This window comes from Paenibacillus sp. PastM-3, from assembly GCF_029893965.1.
Classification (GTDB): domain Bacteria; phylum Bacillota; class Bacilli; order Paenibacillales; family Paenibacillaceae; genus Paenibacillus_AQ.
The window spans coordinates 391,568-407,804 of record NZ_JARXXP010000002.1 but is presented as its reverse complement, the minus strand read 5'-3'; the positions used below and the strand labels follow the sequence as shown (position 1 = coordinate 407,804).

At 54.2% G+C, this 16,237-nt stretch carries 12 protein-coding genes and 1 riboswitch; of the genes, 8 read left to right on the top strand and 4 right to left on the bottom strand.

The features are described 5' to 3' along the window. Positions 1-10 precede the first annotated feature (10 nt). Positions 11-946: an AEC family transporter gene (locus tag M2108_RS05560; RefSeq protein WP_277468002.1), complete on the top strand. Its 936-nt coding sequence runs from the start codon at positions 11-13 to the stop codon at positions 944-946. Here M2108_RS05560 and M2108_RS05555 read toward each other — a convergent pair. Continuing rightward, positions 943-1,797 (bottom strand): aldo/keto reductase, encoded by an 855-nt coding sequence (locus M2108_RS05555; protein ID WP_277468003.1) that lies wholly within the window; start codon positions 1,795-1,797, stop codon positions 943-945. The two genes, M2108_RS05560 and M2108_RS05555, sit on opposite strands and share 4 nt — an antisense overlap. Positions 1,798-1,844: 47 nt before the next feature. Beyond that, positions 1,845-3,050, bottom strand: a complete 1,206-nt coding sequence (locus M2108_RS05550) for an MFS transporter (RefSeq protein WP_277468004.1) — start codon at positions 3,048-3,050, stop codon at positions 1,845-1,847. Positions 3,051-3,195: 145 nt separating this feature from the next. Here M2108_RS05550 and M2108_RS05545 point away from each other — a divergent pair, with 145 nt between their 5' ends. Beyond that, positions 3,196-3,594 (top strand): winged helix-turn-helix transcriptional regulator, encoded by a 399-nt coding sequence (locus tag M2108_RS05545; RefSeq protein ID WP_277468005.1) that lies wholly within the window; start codon positions 3,196-3,198, stop codon positions 3,592-3,594. A gap of 97 nt (positions 3,595-3,691) precedes the next feature. On the opposite strand, the gene M2108_RS05540 is transcribed toward M2108_RS05545, so the two are convergent. Beyond that, positions 3,692-4,867 carry an ATP-binding protein gene (locus tag M2108_RS05540; protein WP_277468006.1) on the bottom strand — a complete coding sequence of 392 codons (1,176 nt, stop codon included), beginning with the start codon at positions 4,865-4,867 and terminating at the stop codon, positions 3,692-3,694. A 52-nt stretch (positions 4,868-4,919) separates the two neighbouring features. Beyond that, positions 4,920-8,903 carry a response regulator gene (locus M2108_RS05535; RefSeq protein WP_277468007.1) on the bottom strand — a complete coding sequence of 1,328 codons (3,984 nt, stop codon included), beginning with the start codon at positions 8,901-8,903 and terminating at the stop codon, positions 4,920-4,922. Between the two features lie 71 nt (positions 8,904-8,974). On the opposite strand from M2108_RS05535, the gene M2108_RS05530 reads away from it, so the two are divergent. The 6 genes from M2108_RS05530 to M2108_RS05505 all read left to right on the top strand — a co-directional run bounded on the left by M2108_RS05530 (position 8,975) and on the right by M2108_RS05505 (position 16,219). Beyond that, positions 8,975-9,208, top strand: coding sequence for a hypothetical protein (locus M2108_RS05530; protein ID WP_277468008.1), 234 nt, complete (start codon positions 8,975-8,977; stop codon positions 9,206-9,208). 19 nt (positions 9,209-9,227) lie between these two features. Continuing rightward, positions 9,228-9,331: riboswitch (purine riboswitch) on the top strand. 200 nt (positions 9,332-9,531) lie between these two features. Next, entirely contained in the window at positions 9,532-10,137 is a 606-nt protein-coding gene (locus M2108_RS05525; protein WP_277468009.1) for a xanthine phosphoribosyltransferase, read from the top strand. Continuing rightward, positions 10,131-11,435, top strand: a complete 1,305-nt coding sequence (locus tag M2108_RS05520) for a nucleobase:cation symporter-2 family protein (protein WP_277468010.1) — start codon at positions 10,131-10,133, stop codon at positions 11,433-11,435. The genes M2108_RS05525 and M2108_RS05520 overlap by 7 nt, the downstream gene beginning before the upstream one ends. Before the next feature lie 152 nt (positions 11,436-11,587). Beyond that, the gene (locus M2108_RS05515; RefSeq protein ID WP_277468011.1) at positions 11,588-14,677 is read left to right on the top strand and encodes an ATP-binding protein; all 3,090 of its coding nucleotides are present in this window, start codon (positions 11,588-11,590) and stop codon (positions 14,675-14,677) included. Between the two features lie 24 nt (positions 14,678-14,701). Beyond that, the gene (locus tag M2108_RS05510; RefSeq protein ID WP_277468012.1) at positions 14,702-15,826 is read left to right on the top strand and encodes a response regulator; all 1,125 of its coding nucleotides are present in this window, start codon (positions 14,702-14,704) and stop codon (positions 15,824-15,826) included. A 174-nt stretch (positions 15,827-16,000) separates the two neighbouring features. Further along, on the top strand, positions 16,001-16,219 hold the full coding sequence (locus M2108_RS05505) for a hypothetical protein (protein WP_167360698.1): 219 nt from the start codon (positions 16,001-16,003) through the stop codon (positions 16,217-16,219). Positions 16,220-16,237: the final 18 nt, after the last annotated feature.

Sequence of the window (16,237 nt, the reverse complement as noted above, 5' to 3'; positions counted from 1 at the left end):
GTCCTGGACCGTGATTCAGCAGGTATTATCGACCTTATTGGATGTTATCGTGCCGCTGGCCATCCCCGTTACAGCCGGGGCACTGCTGGCCCGCTACAAAAATTTGGACACCAAGCCGTTACTTACGCTTTATCTGTACTTTCTGACCCCGGCCATCATTCTGGATACGTTGGCTAATGCCGAGATATCCTTCGGCGATGTGTACCAGACGATTGCCTTTGCGCTGCTAAATCTGCTGCTTCTATGGCTTGTATCGGTAGTGCTCGGCAGGCTGCTGAAGCTGGCTCCGCCCGAAGCGGCGGGGCTGACCCTGATCTCCACCTTTACGAACAGCGTTAACTACGGGCTGCCGCTTGTCCTGCTGGCCTTCGGCCAGCTTGGACTCGACAAGGCCTCGGTCTATGTGATCGTCCAGATGGTGATCGTGAATACGATCGGCGTCTATTTTGCCGCCCGGTCACAGTTCAATGTAAAAAGCGCAGTGAAATCCGTCTTTGCACTTCCCGCCGTCTATGCCGCTTTGCTCGCTCTGCTGCTGAGAGGGCTTAGCCTGCAGCTGCCGCAGGAGCTGGCCTCAGGCGTTTCCATGGTAGCAGGTGCGTATTCGCCTGTGGTCCTGGCGATTCTCGGCGCCCAGATGGTCAGGGTGCAGGCCGGCCACACCGAACGCAATGTGCAGCTGGCCTTCTGGACAGGCCTGTCTGTCCGCCTGCTGCTGTCACCGCTGATTGCCCTGCTGGTCCTGCTGCTGCTGAATATTTCCGGCACCCTGTTCTCGGTGCTGCTGGTTCTGGCCTCCATGCCGGTCGCCGTCAACTCGGTCGTGCTGGCCGAGCGGTTCGGCAGCTCGCCTTCACTGGTATCGCGCTGCATCGTCTGGACCACGCTGGCCTCTTTCCTGGTGCTGCCGGTGCTGATTACCGCGGTGGGCAGTGTCCAGCCTTAGAAATCAAAGTTGTCCGGGTCCGGACCGACCCGCTGATCGCGGTTTAAGCCGTCAATGACGGCCATTTCTTCAGCGCTCAGCTCGAAATCAAACAGCGCGGCATTCTCTTTAATCCGCAGCTCCTTCGTTGACTTCGGAATCGTAACAATGCCATGCTGCAGGTCCCAGCGCAGGATAACCTGAGCGACTGATTTTCCGGTTCTGGCGGCGATGCTTTGCAGCTCAGGCTGATCAAGCAGCCCGCCTTGCATCAGCGGCGACCAGGCCTCGATCTGGATGCCCTGCTCACGGCAGTAGCTTCTAAGCGCCTGCTGGGACAGGTAGGGATGGAGCTCGACCTGATTGACAGCCGGGCGAATTTCCGCATCCTTCAGCAAATCCTCCAAGTGATGAATCTGGAAATTGCTGACCCCGATTGCTTTAACCCGGCCTGCCTTATAGAGCGTTTCGAGCGCTCGCCAGGCTTCTTTGTATTTGTTCTTCACCGGCCAGTGGATCAGGTACAGATCCAGATAGTCCAGCCCCAGTCTTTCCAGACTGGCCTCATAGGCGGCCAGCGTCTCTTCATATCCGAGATCGGCATTCCATGCCTTAGAGGTAATGAAGAGCTCTTCGCGCTGCAGCCCGTTCTCCGCCAGCGCCTCGGCAATAGCCTGTCCTACTCCCTGCTCATTCTGATAAATGGCCGCTGTATCAATGCTCCGGTAGCCGTGGGCAATGGCCGATTTTACCGCCTGCACCAGCTCTTCGCCGTCCGCTACCTGGAATACCCCCAGGCCTAGCCAAGGCATCTGTACGCCTCCCTGTAATACTGTTGTATCCTGCAAATGCTGTGCTGTTTGCTGTGTCATTATAAATAACCTCCGTAATGTAATGGATAATAGTAGATGTTTCTTAATCAGGCGGTTTTACGCTGGGAGAGCTGCTCATCTCTGCGCTCGAGCGAACGGCTCCGCGCGGTAAGTACTACCGCTCCAAGCACCATGACCGACCCGACCCAGGCTGTATGAATCAGGCCCAGATGCTCTGTGACGATTCCACCGAGATAGGCGCCGATGGCGATGCCGGCATTGAAGGCGGCGATGTTTACCGCAGAGGCAATATCTCTGGCTCCAGGCGCGTACCGGTCAGCCAGCATTACAACATAGGATTGCAGCCCGGGTACGTTCATGAAGGCGAGCAGTCCCATGAAGATGATGCTGATGAGTACAGCGGTTTTGAACGGAGCTGTGAAGGTCAGGATCAGCAGTACAGCTGCCTGCAGGGCGAACATATAGAACAGGGCGTTCATCGGCCTGTGATTGGCGGCTTTGCCGCCGATAATATTGCCGGCAGCAATCGCTAAGCCATAAACGAGCAGTATTACGGCAACTGTCTGCTCCTTGAAGCCGCTGATTTCATGCAGCAGCGGCGACAGGTAGGTGAAGACAGCGAAAGTGCCGCCATATCCAAGAGCTGTTATGGCAAAAGCCAGCAGCAGCCGCCCGTTCGTCACCAGCTTGATCTGCTCGCTAAGAGGTGTACGCTGACCCTTGCGTAATCCGGAAGGGATGAGCAGCAGATTGGCGGCCAGTGCAGCAACACCAACAGCGGCAATAGCGATAAAGGCTGCCCGCCAGCCCATGTGCTGGCCCAGCAGCGTGCCGAGCGGTACGCCTGTTACGGTGGCGACAGTCAGGCCGGTGAACATGATCGAGATGGCACTGGCCTTGCGGTTCTCCGGCACAAGATCTGCGGCGATCGTTGAAGCGATTGACATGAACAGGCCGTGGGACAAGGCGGAGATGACCCGGGCTGTCAGCAGCAGGGCAATGCCGCTTGAAGTGGCTGCAAGGCTGTTGCCGAGGATGAACAGTACCATCAGCGCCAGAAGCAGTGTTTTGCGGGACACCGCCGTTGTCAGCGAAGTCAGGACAGGCGCCCCGAAGGTAACGCCGAGAGCGTAAAGGGTGACCGTCAGTCCGGCCGCCGTTACGGATATATGCAGGTCATCAGCTATCAGCGGCAGCAGCCCGACACTGATAAACTCGGTTGTTCCGATAGCAAAAGCGCTGACTGCAAGCGCCAGCAGCGCGAGGGTGCTTCTTTTTTGATTCAAGGACATATTTTCCACTCCTGTAGTATGGTAATCACCGGCCGGTAAATGCTATTATGAACCACGTAGGCGGTAGTGGATAGTACGTACTTTAAAGTACTATAGGTACTAAAAAGTGCCTGTAGCATGCTAACAAAACCTTTAGGAGGACCCCATGTCCAAAAAATATAACATCTCCGTTGAAGCTACCCTGGAAGTGATCGGCGGCAAATGGAAATGCGTCATTCTCTGCCACCTGACCCATGGCAAACTGCGGACAAGCGATTTAAAGCGGCATATGCCGAATATAACGCAAAAGATGCTCACTCAGCAGCTCCGCGAGCTGGAGGAGGACGGCATTGTTAACCGGATCAGCTACAATCAGGTACCGCCCAAGGTGGAATATGAGCTGAGCGAATACGGTCAATCGCTGCGCGCCATTCTCGATTCGCTGTGCGCCTGGGGTGAACGGCATATTATCAGGGAGTATGGTGATAAATTCGCTGTGCTGGAGGATAATGTGCTGAATCATAAGAAACTGGAAGACCAGCCGGCCGGTATAGAACAGCTGTAGTTATTCCGCAGATAAGCTGAATCATGACATCAAAAAAAAACCGTAAGTGCTCCTTCCCGGAGACTTGCGGTTTTTTTGTAGAGGAGAAAAAAGGATCTCAATCCGGACTGCCTTCCGTGACCTGAATGGTGAACACAAAGGCTGCACCCTGCTCCATGCCTGTTCTGGCATAGATGGTGCCGCCCATCAGCTCGACGAGCATTTTGCAGATGGACAAGCCCAGGCCGGTCCCGCCGAATTTCCGGTTAATGGTTGCATCAACCTGGGTAAACGGCTGGAACAGATATTTCATTTTATCGTCCGGAATCCCTACGCCGGTATCTTCAACCACAAATTCCAGCTGCAGTACGCCGTCCATCGCCTGTCTGAGACGGGCATGCACCTTTACGCTGCCGCTGGTGGTGAATTTAATGGCGTTCCCGATCAGGTTGTTAAGCACCTGTCTCAGACGGTTGGAATCTCCGACCAGCAGGGCGGGAATATTGGGGTCAATCAGCATCTCCAGTGCCAGTCTGCGTTCCATCGCCAGCGCCCTGAACAGGTCAAGTGTTTCCTTGAGGCAGGAATGGAGGTTGAACAGCTCGTAGTCCAGCTCCATTTTGCCGGATTCAATTTTGGTGAAGTCCAGGATATGGTTGAATACCGACAGCAGGGCATGACCGCTGGTATGGATAATATCGGCCATCTCCAGATCATCTGCTGACAGATCCGAGGTCCGCAGGACATCAGACATGGCGATGATCCCGTTGAGCGGGGTTCTAATCTCATGGCTCATCATGGCGAGAAAGCCGCTTTTGATCCGCAGTGCCACCTCGGCCGTATCCTTCAGCTCAGTGAGTACGAGATTGGCCGACTCCAGCTCCTGCGTTTTGAGCTGCAGCTCCTTGCGGGTCTGGTACATGCGGACGAAGCCGTCAATCTTGCTCTTCAGCACCAGCGGATGGAACGGCTTGGTCAGGAAATCTATAGCTCCGGCCGTGTAGGCCATCATATAATTCTCCAGCTCCGAGGTGAGCGAGGTCAGAAAGATGATCGGAATATCTTTTGATTTTTTGCGCATCTTGATCCGTTTGGCTGTCTCAAAACCGTTCATATCGGGCATCAGGACATCCATAATGATCAGGGCAAATTCCTGCTCCAGCAGGTGCTTCAAGGCATCCATCCCCGAGGTGGCATGTACGAGCCGGTACGGTTTATCCGCAAGCAGGGCTTGAACAGAGAGAAACTCGTCGGGACGATCATCTACAATCAAAATATTAACAGGATAATCCATAGTTCCTCCCAAGACAAGTTAGAATGACAATGACAGATAGTGATAGTTAGAGCTATTGGATTAACCATACCTTTAATACAGTAACCAACTGGGTAGTGTTGATTGGCTTGGAGATATAATCCGAGGCTCCAGCCTGCAGACATTTGGTCCGGTCCTCCTCCAGCGCACGGGCGGTCAGGGCAATGATAACGATATGATCATAAGCCGGGTTCTCGCGGATCCGCTTCATCGTCTCATAACCATCCATTTCCGGCATCATAATGTCCATGAACACAAGCTGGGTCTCCGGATGCTGCTCCAGATGCGCGAGCGCCTCCAGGCCGTTCTGGGCAAAGCTTATCTCCATATTATAACCCTCAAGCACACTTGATAACGCAAAAATATTACGCATGTCATCGTCGACCAGCAGAATCTGCTTGCCGGCAAAGGCAGCTTCCGGATTATGCAGCTTCTCGATCAGCTGCTGCTTGTCCGGCGGCAGGTCGGCATGTCTGCGGTGCAGGTACAATGCCGTTTCATCATACAGCCGTTCCATTGAGCGCACATTCTTGATTACGATGCTCTCGGCATAATGCTTCAGGCGCTGCTCATCTGTTTTGCTGAGATCCTTGCCTGTATAGATGATAACAGGCAGTGTCTGCAGCTTGCGGTTGGTCTTGATCTGCTCCATCAGATCGAAGCCGCTGATATCCGAAAGTCCAAGATCGAGCACCATGCAGTCAAAATGATGGCTGCTCAGCTGCTCGAGCGCTTCGCGGCCGGTGCCGACCGCGACCACCCTGACGTCCGGATGGGCAATGAATTCCACCAGACTGCTGCGCAGCACCTGGTTGTCCTCCACGATTAGAAGGCTCTTGACCGGACGGCGGATATAAGTCTCTATCTGAAGGAAAGCTGTCTCCAGCTCTGTCTGGTCACTCGGCTTCTTCCAGAAGGAAAGAGCACCCATCGCCAGACTCTGCTGGTTCTCTTCTGCAGTGGAGATAACATGAACCGGAATATGGCGCAGCTCCGGACGGCTCTTCAGCCGGCTGATAATGGCCCAGCCGTCGAGTACCGGCAGATGCAGGTCGAGCAGGATAGCATCCGGCTTGTAGGCATGGGCGAGGGCAAGGCCCTGGTCGCCCTGGAAAGCCACAATCGCCTTGAAGCCTCTGCTCCGCGCCAGATCAAGCAGGATCGAGGCGAACTCCGCATCCTCCTCAATGATCAGGAGCAGGGTATCACCGCTTTCGAGATTATTCCGGTCATCATCCATCTCCGCATACTGAAGAAGCTTCGGATTGGAAATCGAAATGTCCGGAACAAAGGATTCACGGAAAGAAGGATGCTCTTTAGCAGCAGGAGCCGAATCCGGCTCATACACCTGGCTGGCTGCTGCAGCAAAGGTGGAAGCAGCCTGGGACAGGGCAAGCTCATCAGGCAGCTCGGCAGGCAGAATCAGCGAGAAGGTGCTTCCCTTGTCTTCGACGGAATCGACTTCGATTCTTCCGCCCAGCAGGCCGGCCAGCTCGCGGCAGATGGTCAGGCCGAGGCCGGTACCGCCGTATTTGCGGCTGGTGGTTCCGTCCGCCTGCTGGAAGGCCTCAAAGATACTCTCCAGCTTGGAGGCGGGAATGCCAATGCCGGTATCGCTGACAGCGAAGACAATCTCGCTGCCGCTTGTCCGGATGGACAGCGAGACGGAGCCATGCTCCGGTGTAAATTTAAGGGCATTGGAAAGCAGGTTGTTCAGTATCTGCTGCAGCCTGTGTCCGTCGGTCAGCAGATGCTCAGGCAGCCTGCTGTCACAATGCACGTCAAAGCGCAACTGCTTGGCCTTCGCCTGCTGGTCAAACCGGCGGTACAAATGGCTGCTGATATCCTGCAGCGGCACAGGCTCCAGCACAGGCGTCATTTTACCGACTTCAAGCTTGGCCAGGTCAAGAATTTCATCGATCAGCTGCAGCAGATCTTTACCTGCAGAGAAGATGGTGTGCACATATTCCAGCTGCTTGACATCCAGATTGCCCTCTTTGTTCTCGGCCAGAATCTGGGACAGAATCAGCAGGCTGTTCAGTGGCGTACGCAGCTCATGGGATACATTGGCCAGGAATTCCGACTTGTACTGGGCAGCCATGAAGATTTCTTCCGCCTGCACCTTGATTTCTTCCTTCTGCTGCTCTGTCAGCTCCATCTGCTGCAGCAGGCTGCTGTTGGAGACAGCGAGCTCTTCGGTCTGGACCTGCAGCTCCTCTGTCTGCGCTTCGAGCTCCTGAGCCTGTGCCTGGAGCTGCTCCTTCTGATCCTGCAGCTCTCTGGTCTGTGCAAGAAGCTCATCGGCCTGCTCCTGAATCTCTTCCTTCTGCCGTGCGGTGATTTCCATCTGCCCGCGCAGCTCGGCAGCCTGTCCTTCAATTTCAAGCTTTTGCCGGGCTGTGAGCTCCATCTGCTCGCGGAGGTCTTCCGTCTGGGCCAGCAGTTCCTCCGTCTGCGCTTCGAGCTCCTGAGCCTGAGCCTGGAGCTGCTCCTTCTGATCCTGCAGATCTCTGGTCTGCGCAAACAGTTCATCGGCCTGGTTCTGGATTTCTTCCTTCTGCTTAGCAGTAAGCCTTATCTGATCCTGCAGATTACTGTTCGAGGTAGCCAGCTCCTCCGTCTGCGCAAGGAGCTCATCGGCCTGCTCCTGAATTTCTTCCTTCTGCCGTGCGGTGATTTCCATCTGCTCACGCAGCTCGGCCGCCTGGGCTTCGATTTCCGACTTCTGCCGTTCGGTCAGCTCCATCTGGTGCTGCAGATTCTGATTGAAGGTATGCAATTCATCGGTCTGGGCCAGGAGCTCCTGTGCCTGCGCCTGAAGCTGCTCCTTCTGGTCCTGCAGTTCCTCGGTCTGGGCGAGGAGCTCATCGGCCTGAGCCTGGATTTCCTCTTTCTGCTGTGCGGTAAGCTTCATCTGATCCTGCAGGCTGCTGTTGGAGGCAGCCAGTTCCTCGGTTTGGGCCAGCAGCTCGTCCGCCTGGTCCTGAATCTCCTCTTTCTGGCGTGCCGTCAGCTCCATCTGGTGCTGCAGATTCTGATTGGAGGTATGCAATTCCTCGGTCTGGGCCATTAATTCCTCCGTCTGTGCCTCCAGCTCCTGGGTCTGTGCCAGGAGTTCTTCCGTCTGGGCTTCCAGCTCTTCTTTTTGCAGCTGGGTGTGGTTAAGCAGCTCCTCAATCTGCGCAACATCAGCCAGGGTATTAATCAGTACCCCCATGTTCTGGCCGGTCCGCTCGATCAACTGCCGCTCCCTGTCGCCGAGGTCCTTCAGGGTGGCCAGTTCAACTACAGCGACAACGTCATTCTCATAAAGAACCGGAAGCACAATCAGTGTCGACGGGGCGGCTTCCCCCAGTCCGGAGTGCACTCTTACGTAATGCTCCGGCAGATCGTTCAGGATAATCATCTGTTTGTCAACCGCGCATTGGCCTACCAGCCCGCTGCCGAGCGCGAACGGTTCACGGCTCACAGAGGCCTCGTCAAAAGCATAGCCGGCCGTGAACTGCAGCCGGTTGTGCTGGAGCATGTACATGGCGCCATAGCTCCCGCCGACAGCTGTGGCCAGCCGAGAGATGAAGATGCGCGCTGCAGTCTGCAGATGGACGGAGCCTTGAAGGCGCAGTGCCATCTCCGAGACCTCTGTGTTGATCCAGGCCTGATCCTCGGCCTTCAGGCGCAGAATGCGCTCCTCGGCAGTCTTGTGATGGAGGTCAACACCCAGGCGGTAAAAGGACTGGGCCAGCTGCCCGAATTCATCACTGCGGGTAGTCATTCCCGAGGCATCGAGTGTGCCGCCGGCAATATCTTCGGATATCGTCCTGATCTGTTCAATGCCCTGCGTTACATTACGGTGAATCTGTGTCATGAAGTAGGCACAGAGCAGAACACCTGCCACACCTGCCCCCAAGGCCAGATATAGAGGTGCTCCTTCAAGATAGATCATTGCTATAGTGATCATACTGCTGAGCAGCAGTATAGAAGTAACAGTTGCTAACCAAATCCGTTGTTGTATTTTCATGCTCGCCCGCCTTTATCTAGCTAGTTTTATTAATTATACTTTTAATAGAGATGGGATGATAGAGGAAACGCATGAAAACGCCAGTTAAACCAAAAATTAGCCTGATTATCTGGCGTTTTTATGACAACTGCTTTTTTACCCTTTATTTGAAAGATGTCCACAATCCCGTCTTTCTGTTTAGCCATCTGCATCGTTCCTTCCCGTCAACAGGGTGGATGAAAATGGATGAATTACATGAAAAACTGTCAAAAATAAAGACTGATTCTCAAAAATGGGGGCTTGTAAGGATCGTACAGAGCGTGTAAGATATACGAAGGTTTAACTACGAATATTCATATAACAACTCATATAATCTTGGGAATATGGCCCATAAGTTTCTACCGGATAACCACTGCAAACATCCGACTATGAGTGAAATAGCGCATCTAGGGTTCCGCTTCTGTCCGCCGTACGGCTGACAGAAGGCTGGTCCAAGCGATGCGGACACTGCTGATGTGTTACACCGCTTAGGGACAAAAACCCAGAAGGACAGATTCACTTGAGAGAAACGCTCAAGTGAATCTGTCCTTTTTTTTGTTTCCGCCGTCCACTCAGCTGCCACAACTATTGAAGGAGAGAAGCTGCCGTTATGAAAGTGTTGGAGGAACGCATTAGAGAAGAGGGCCTGATTCTCTCGGATACCGTGCTGAAGGTGGACTCGTTTCTGAATCATCAGGTGGATACGGCGCTTGCCCTGCAGATCGGCCAGGAGTTCAGGGAAGTGTTCGGTGATCTGCCGGTTACCAAAATATTGACGGTTGAAGCCAGCGGTATACAGTTCGCAATGGCTGCAGGGATTGCATACAAGGTCCCCTTTATTTATGCCAAGAAAAAGAAGGCCGTAACCTTGTCCGAAAGTGTCTATTCGGCCCCGGTGCATTCCTTCACCCGCCAGGAGGACTACAGGATCAGCATCTCACAGAAATATCTGGGACCTGAAGACAGGGTGCTGATTATCGATGATTTCCTTGCCACAGGCGCAGCGCTGGTGGGGCTGGCAGATATTGTGGAGCAATCCGGCGCGCAGCTGCTGGGTGTCGGCTGCGTGATCGAAAAGAGCTTTCAGGAAGGGCGGAGCCTGCTGGAGAAGAGGGGCATTGCAGTGCATGCGCTGGCAAGAATCTCGTCCATGGCTCCGGGAGAAGTTCATTTTATTGCAAATGAAGAGATGATCAAGGAGAGTGCAGGATGTTAAGCAAGCAAAAGATTTTTGCTCTGGGGCTGCAGCATGTGCTGGCCATGTACGCCGGAGCTGTTATTGTACCGTTGGTCGTTGGAGGCGCTCTTAATTTAAGCGCAGAGCAGATGGCCTACCTGATCGCGGCTGATCTGTTTACCTGCGGACTGGCCACACTGCTTCAGGTAATGGGCAGCAAGTATTTCGGCAGCGGGCTGCCGGTCGTGCTGGGCTGTACCTTTACTGCCGTCAGCCCGATTATTGCCATTGCTTCAGGCTCAAATCTCGCGACCGCCTATGGCGCAATCATTATATCCGGCCTGTTCGTTGTACTGGCGGCCCCTATCTATGGCAGACTGCTGAAATTCTTTCCTACAGTCGTTACCGGATCTGTTGTGACCATCATCGGACTCTCGCTTATTCCTGTTGCGATGAACAATGTAGCCGGCGGACAGGGCAGCCCTGACTTCGGACAGCCGCGCAATCTGCTGCTGGCTTTGATTACACTGCTGGTTATCCTTGCCGTGAACCGTCTGGCAACCGGCTTCCTGCGTTCTGTTTCCGTACTGGTGGGGCTCGTCATCGGAACAGCCATCGGTTATTTTATGGGGATCGTTGATTTTTCTTCTGTCGGCACTGCATCTTATGTAAGTATTGCCCAGCCTTTCTACTTCGGCTGGCCGCAGTTCAGCGTAACGGCAATCTTCACGATGATTATCGTCAATATTGTATCCATGGTTGAATCAACAGGTGTATATTTTGCAGTCGGTAAGGCTACTGACCAGAAAGTAGAAGACCGGCAGATTGTAAACGGCCTGCGCTCGGAAGGGCTTGCCATCATGCTGGGCGGACTTTTCAACGCATTCCCTTATACGGCATTTTCACAGAATGTCGGATTGCTGTCTCTGACCCGTGTCAAGACGCGTAATGTCATTTTCGCAGCGGGCGGTATTATGGTCGTGCTGGGTCTTCTTCCCAAGCTGGCTGCGCTGACAACCGTTGTGCCTAATGCCGTTCTGGGCGGTGCAATGATCGTCATGTTCGGCTCCGTTGCCGCTTCAGGCATGTCGATTCTGTCCGAGGTGGATCTGCGCAAGGACGGGAATCTGCTGATTGCCGCCTGCAGTATTGCCGTCGGCCTCGGCTCGGCTGTCCTGCCTTCCATGTTTGACCAGCTTCCGGAGTTTGCCAGAATGCTCCTGCAGAACGGGATCGTCTCCGGTTCCCTGACAGCGATTGTCCTGAATATTTTCCTCTCCAGATCACAGGATCACGCCGGCGCGGCTGCACCTGCTGCAGCGCCCGAATTGAAATAAAAGTTACCAGTTTTGAAGTATAACAAGATTAGCCGCCGATTCCGAAATATAAGGGATCGGTTTTTTTCTTTTTAATAACAGGATTCCAATGTATAATTTTTTGGAAAATATTAAATTTTTATAAGCTTGAATTTTAGGAGGGAGCCCTGAGTATGAGGAAGTACTGGCTGAGCGTGCTGGCCAGCCTGCTGCTGGTCAGCATAGTGCCGCTGTTCTCCATCCTTCAGAATTTAACGGGTTCTCAGGAGCTGCCTGTGTCGAGGCAGGGCGTAATCGATCTGCGGGACTGGGATTTCCGGCAGGACGGGTTGCTGAAGCTGAACGGGGAGTGGGAGTTTTACCGCGGCAGGCTGCTTACGCCGGACGATTTCCAGCCTGCCCTTACAGGGAGGTCTGCTCCGGAAGTATCCGCGATGATCAATGTGCCGGAGAAATGGAACGACTACCTGGCAGATGACGGTACCAGCCAGGCCAAGGGCTATGCCACATACCGCCTGCAGGCCATGATTCCTGACGGCAAGTCAGTCGTATACGGCTTGCGTTCGCTTAATATCCGGATGGCCAGCAAGATCTTCCTGAATGGCCAGGAGATTGGAAGCAGCGGCCTGCCGGCACCCTCCCCTTCCGAGAGCAAGGCCAATAATATTCCCTATATGGGATTTGCGGCTGTAGACGGCAGCAGGCTGGAGATTATTGTACAGGTGGCGAACTATAACTATTCTTCCGGCGGCATCATCCAGCCGATTATGATCGGTGATCAGGTATCGATCCTGAAGCACCGGGAGTTCGCCTTGTTTGTCGACGGGGCAACCATATTCGGATTTTTTGCCCTGGCCCTGTTTCTGCTGATGTTCTCCAAGGTAAAGGCCAGCCGGGGGATTACCCTGTACCTGGGCCTGTTCAGCGTCGCTGCCCTGGTGTATATTCTGACGCACGGTGAAAAGCTCATTGCCGCCGTACTTCCCGGACTGTCTTATGAAATTGTACTGAAGCTCCAGCTGGCATCCTCCACACTGGTTTATTATTACCTGCTCCGCTACGTGGCTAATTCAATCAATTATCCGATGCCTCAGGCAGTTATGAGGGCATCAAGGGCAATTACGGCAGTGCTGCTGCTGATTGCCGTGTTCGTTCCGGCGCAGTATTTCAGTTATCTGGAAGGGCTGCTGCTAACCTGGGGCGTTGTTGCCATAAGCTTTGTGCTTTACTCTATGATTGCGGGTACACTGCAGAACCGCAAAAACAGGTTTATGATGATGGTCAGCATAGAGAGTCTTAGCGTAGTTATCATCGTTTATCTGGTCAGCTTCAGCAGCATGCCTTTTCATTATTATGTGCTGTCCTATGAAATTATCCTGTTCGGCTTCTTTCAGGCTATTCTGATGACCCGCCAATACGCTGCTTCTTTCCTTGAAGTGGAACAGCTGTCCCGCAGGCTGCAGACACTGGACGGGCTGAAGGATGATTTCATGGCTGATACCTCCCGCGAGCTGCGAAATCCCCTGCAGGGGATCGTCAATATTGCCCAGACGATGGCAGAGGGGGCAACAGGCACATTGACCGCCCAGCAGACCGGGCAGCTGTCGATGATTGTATCAGCCGGGAAAAGGCTGTCCGCTTTGATCAATGATATGTCTGATTTTGCCAAGCTAAATCACGGGGATCTGTTTCTGCAGCGGCAGGCGGTTGACCTGCGCAGTGTCGCATCCTCTGTAATGGAGGTCACCCGTCATGTCACTGGCAATCCCAAGCTTAGCTTCCGCCTGGAGCTGCCGGAGTCGCTGCCGCTGCTTGAGACGGATGAGCAGCGGCTGGCGCAGATCCTGTTCAATTTGCTGGCAAATGCTGTGAATTATACCCAGCATGGTGTGATTACTGTATCCGCTGAGGTTAAAAAGAAATATGTGGTTATTCAGGTGGCTGATAACGGATCGGGACTGCCGCCGGAGCGGCTGCGGACGATCTTTGATGCCTATGATCCGCAAGGGGCCTCAGCCCAGAAGCTGTACCGTGAAAACGGGCTGGGCCTCAGCATTACCCAAAAGCTCGTAGAGCTTAACGGCGGGACGATTGAAGGAGAGTCTACCCTTGGCCAAGGGACTGTATTCCGCTTTACCCTGCCGGTGATGGAGGAGCGGGCAGTGCTTCTCAATGACGATTATCTGGAGGTTACCGGCTGGGAAACCGCCGCATCCTCCGAGCTGAAGGCGGATGAACCGGCGCTGCTGCAGGACGCGGAATGCTGCACAATCCTGGTTGTTGATAATGATCCGGTTAACCTCCAGGTGCTCTCCAATGCCCTGCAGCTGGAGGGTCATCTGGTTATTACGGCAGTCAGCGGTCCGGAAGCGCTGCTGATGATGCAGGAGCAGCCGGATATCGACCTTGTTATTATGGACTGGGCGATACCGGAAATGCCGGGGCTGGTTCTGTGCCAGGCCATCCGGGAGCGGTTCATCCTGTCCGAGCTGCCGATTCTTGTTCTGGCTGCGGGAACCCGTGCGGAGGATATTCAGGCTATCTTTGAAGCGGGTGCTAACGACTACCTGATCAAGCCGGTGGAGCTGAGGGAATTCCGGGCCCGGGTGCAGACGCTGCTCGATATGCGCAAGCTGATCCGCAAGTCCGTGGAGACGGAAATCGCTTTTCTGCAGGCGCAGATCAAGCCGCATTTTTTGTATAACGCGCTAAACGCCATTATCTCCGTATGCCCTGATGATCCGGACAAAGCCACGGATCTGCTGCTGGATCTCAGCATGTACCTGCGCAGCAGCTTTGATTTTCAGAACCGCGGGCAGACTGTGCCGATTGAAAAAGAGCTTGAGCTGGTCCGCTCCTATCTGGCCTTGGAGAAGGCGAGATTCGATGACAGGCTGAATATCGAATTTGATCTTCCGGACCCGATCCGGGAACTGGTTCCTCCGCTGAGCATTCAGCCGATTGTGGAGAATGCCGTGAACCATGGGCTGATGAAGAAGGAAGCCGGCGGGACCGTCACGCTGTCGATCCGTCTGCTGCCGCGCCAGCTGGTGGTAGCCGTAACGGATAACGGTATCGGCATGTCCCAGGAGCGGATCGGCGAGGTTCTGTCTGAAGAACGCACTGAAGGCGGAATCGGCCTGAGAAATATCCAACGGCGGCTGCTCAAGATTTATGGTACCGGACTGATAATAGAAAGCGAGCCTGGCGCCGGAACCCGGATTTCCTATGCTATTCCGCGGACCGGTCCGGTGCTCGAATGACCTGACAAGAGGTGAACCTGGTTTATGAGGGCAATATTAATAGATGACGAAAAACCCGCGCTGCAGCATCTTGAACGGCTCCTTGCGAAAGACGGACGGCTGCAGGTTGCCGGCAAATATACCTCGGCAAGGCTGGGGCTGCAGCATCTGGAGCAGGAGAAAGCCGATATCATCTTCCTGGATATCGGAATGCCGGAAATGAACGGCCTGGAGGCGGCCGAGCATATTATGAAGGTGGACCGCAATATCCGGATTGTTTATATCACGGCATACAGTGACTACGCGATTGATGCCTTTGAGCTGAATGCGGCGGATTATCTGCTGAAGCCGGTCACGGCACAGCGGCTGAACAAAACGCTGGAGCGGCTGGTCAGCCGTGAGGAGCAGGCCGCTCCGCAGCCGGCCGCCGCGGAACAGGCCGATAACCCCTGGATTCTCTGCTTCAAGCGGCTGGAATTCATGGACAGGAACGAAGCCGGCAGAAAAACGCTTTGGCGGACCAGCAAAGCGCAGGAGGTGCTGGCGCTGATGCTGCACTACCGCGGGCAATGGGTGCTGAAGGACATGATTGTGGATCTCGTCTGGCCGGATTTCAAGCCGGAAAAGGCGGTGACCAATCTGCACACAACGGTGTACCACATCCGCAAGCTGCTTAAGACGTGGGGGATGGAGGTCACGGTGGAATTTTCACAGGAACGCTACCGTCTCGTTACCGGAAATGCTCCGCTCGACGTGGAGCGGTTCGTACAGGGCTGGCAGGGCGGTGCCGTGAAGGACGAGCAGGACTGGGAGCGCCGGGAGGCTGTACTGGCATTATACCGCGGGGATTATCTGGGCGAGCATCACTACAACTGGGCAGAGGCAAAGCGCAAGGAGCTGCAGGCCAATTTTATACAGATGTCGCTGCGGTCGGCGGAATATGAGCTGGATACGGATCGTCCGCGGCAGGCGCTTGCCCGGTTGTCCGCACTGCAGGAGGTAGACCCCTATTCGGAGGATATCTGCCGTCTGGCTTTGCGGAGTTATGCCGCACTGGGCGATTTTCCCGGATTCCGGAGTCATTATGACCATTATAAAATGCTGCTGCAGAATGATCTGGGCATCGGTCCGGGCAGTATAATGGACAGCTGGGTTCAGAATGCCTTTTAGCAAAATTACATGATCTGGAGCTTTATGTAGCTGAGTTGCCCGCATTCCATATGCGCTGCTATTCGGCTATTTTTCTTCCACCGGAGCTGCGCGCAGGTGCTTTGGAAGATGAAACGAAAAGAGGATATTTGCGTATCAGAAGCGTAATAGTTAACAGGAAGGAAGTGTCATTTAGTGGATAATGGAATGAGTGTCATTTTGTTTGAAAAGCTGCCCGAAGGTGACCTGCGCGTCATTGAGGAGCGGGTATGGAGCATGAACATGATTACCGCTCTGGAGCATGTCAATTACCTTGTCGTCGGCAGCAAGGAATACGAAACTGTGGAAGGAAGACTGAATGTGGATCAAGGGAAGCTGGAGCTTCTGCTGGTTCCGATGCGCACCGAGGGTTAAGAGCGCTGGAGAAAGGAG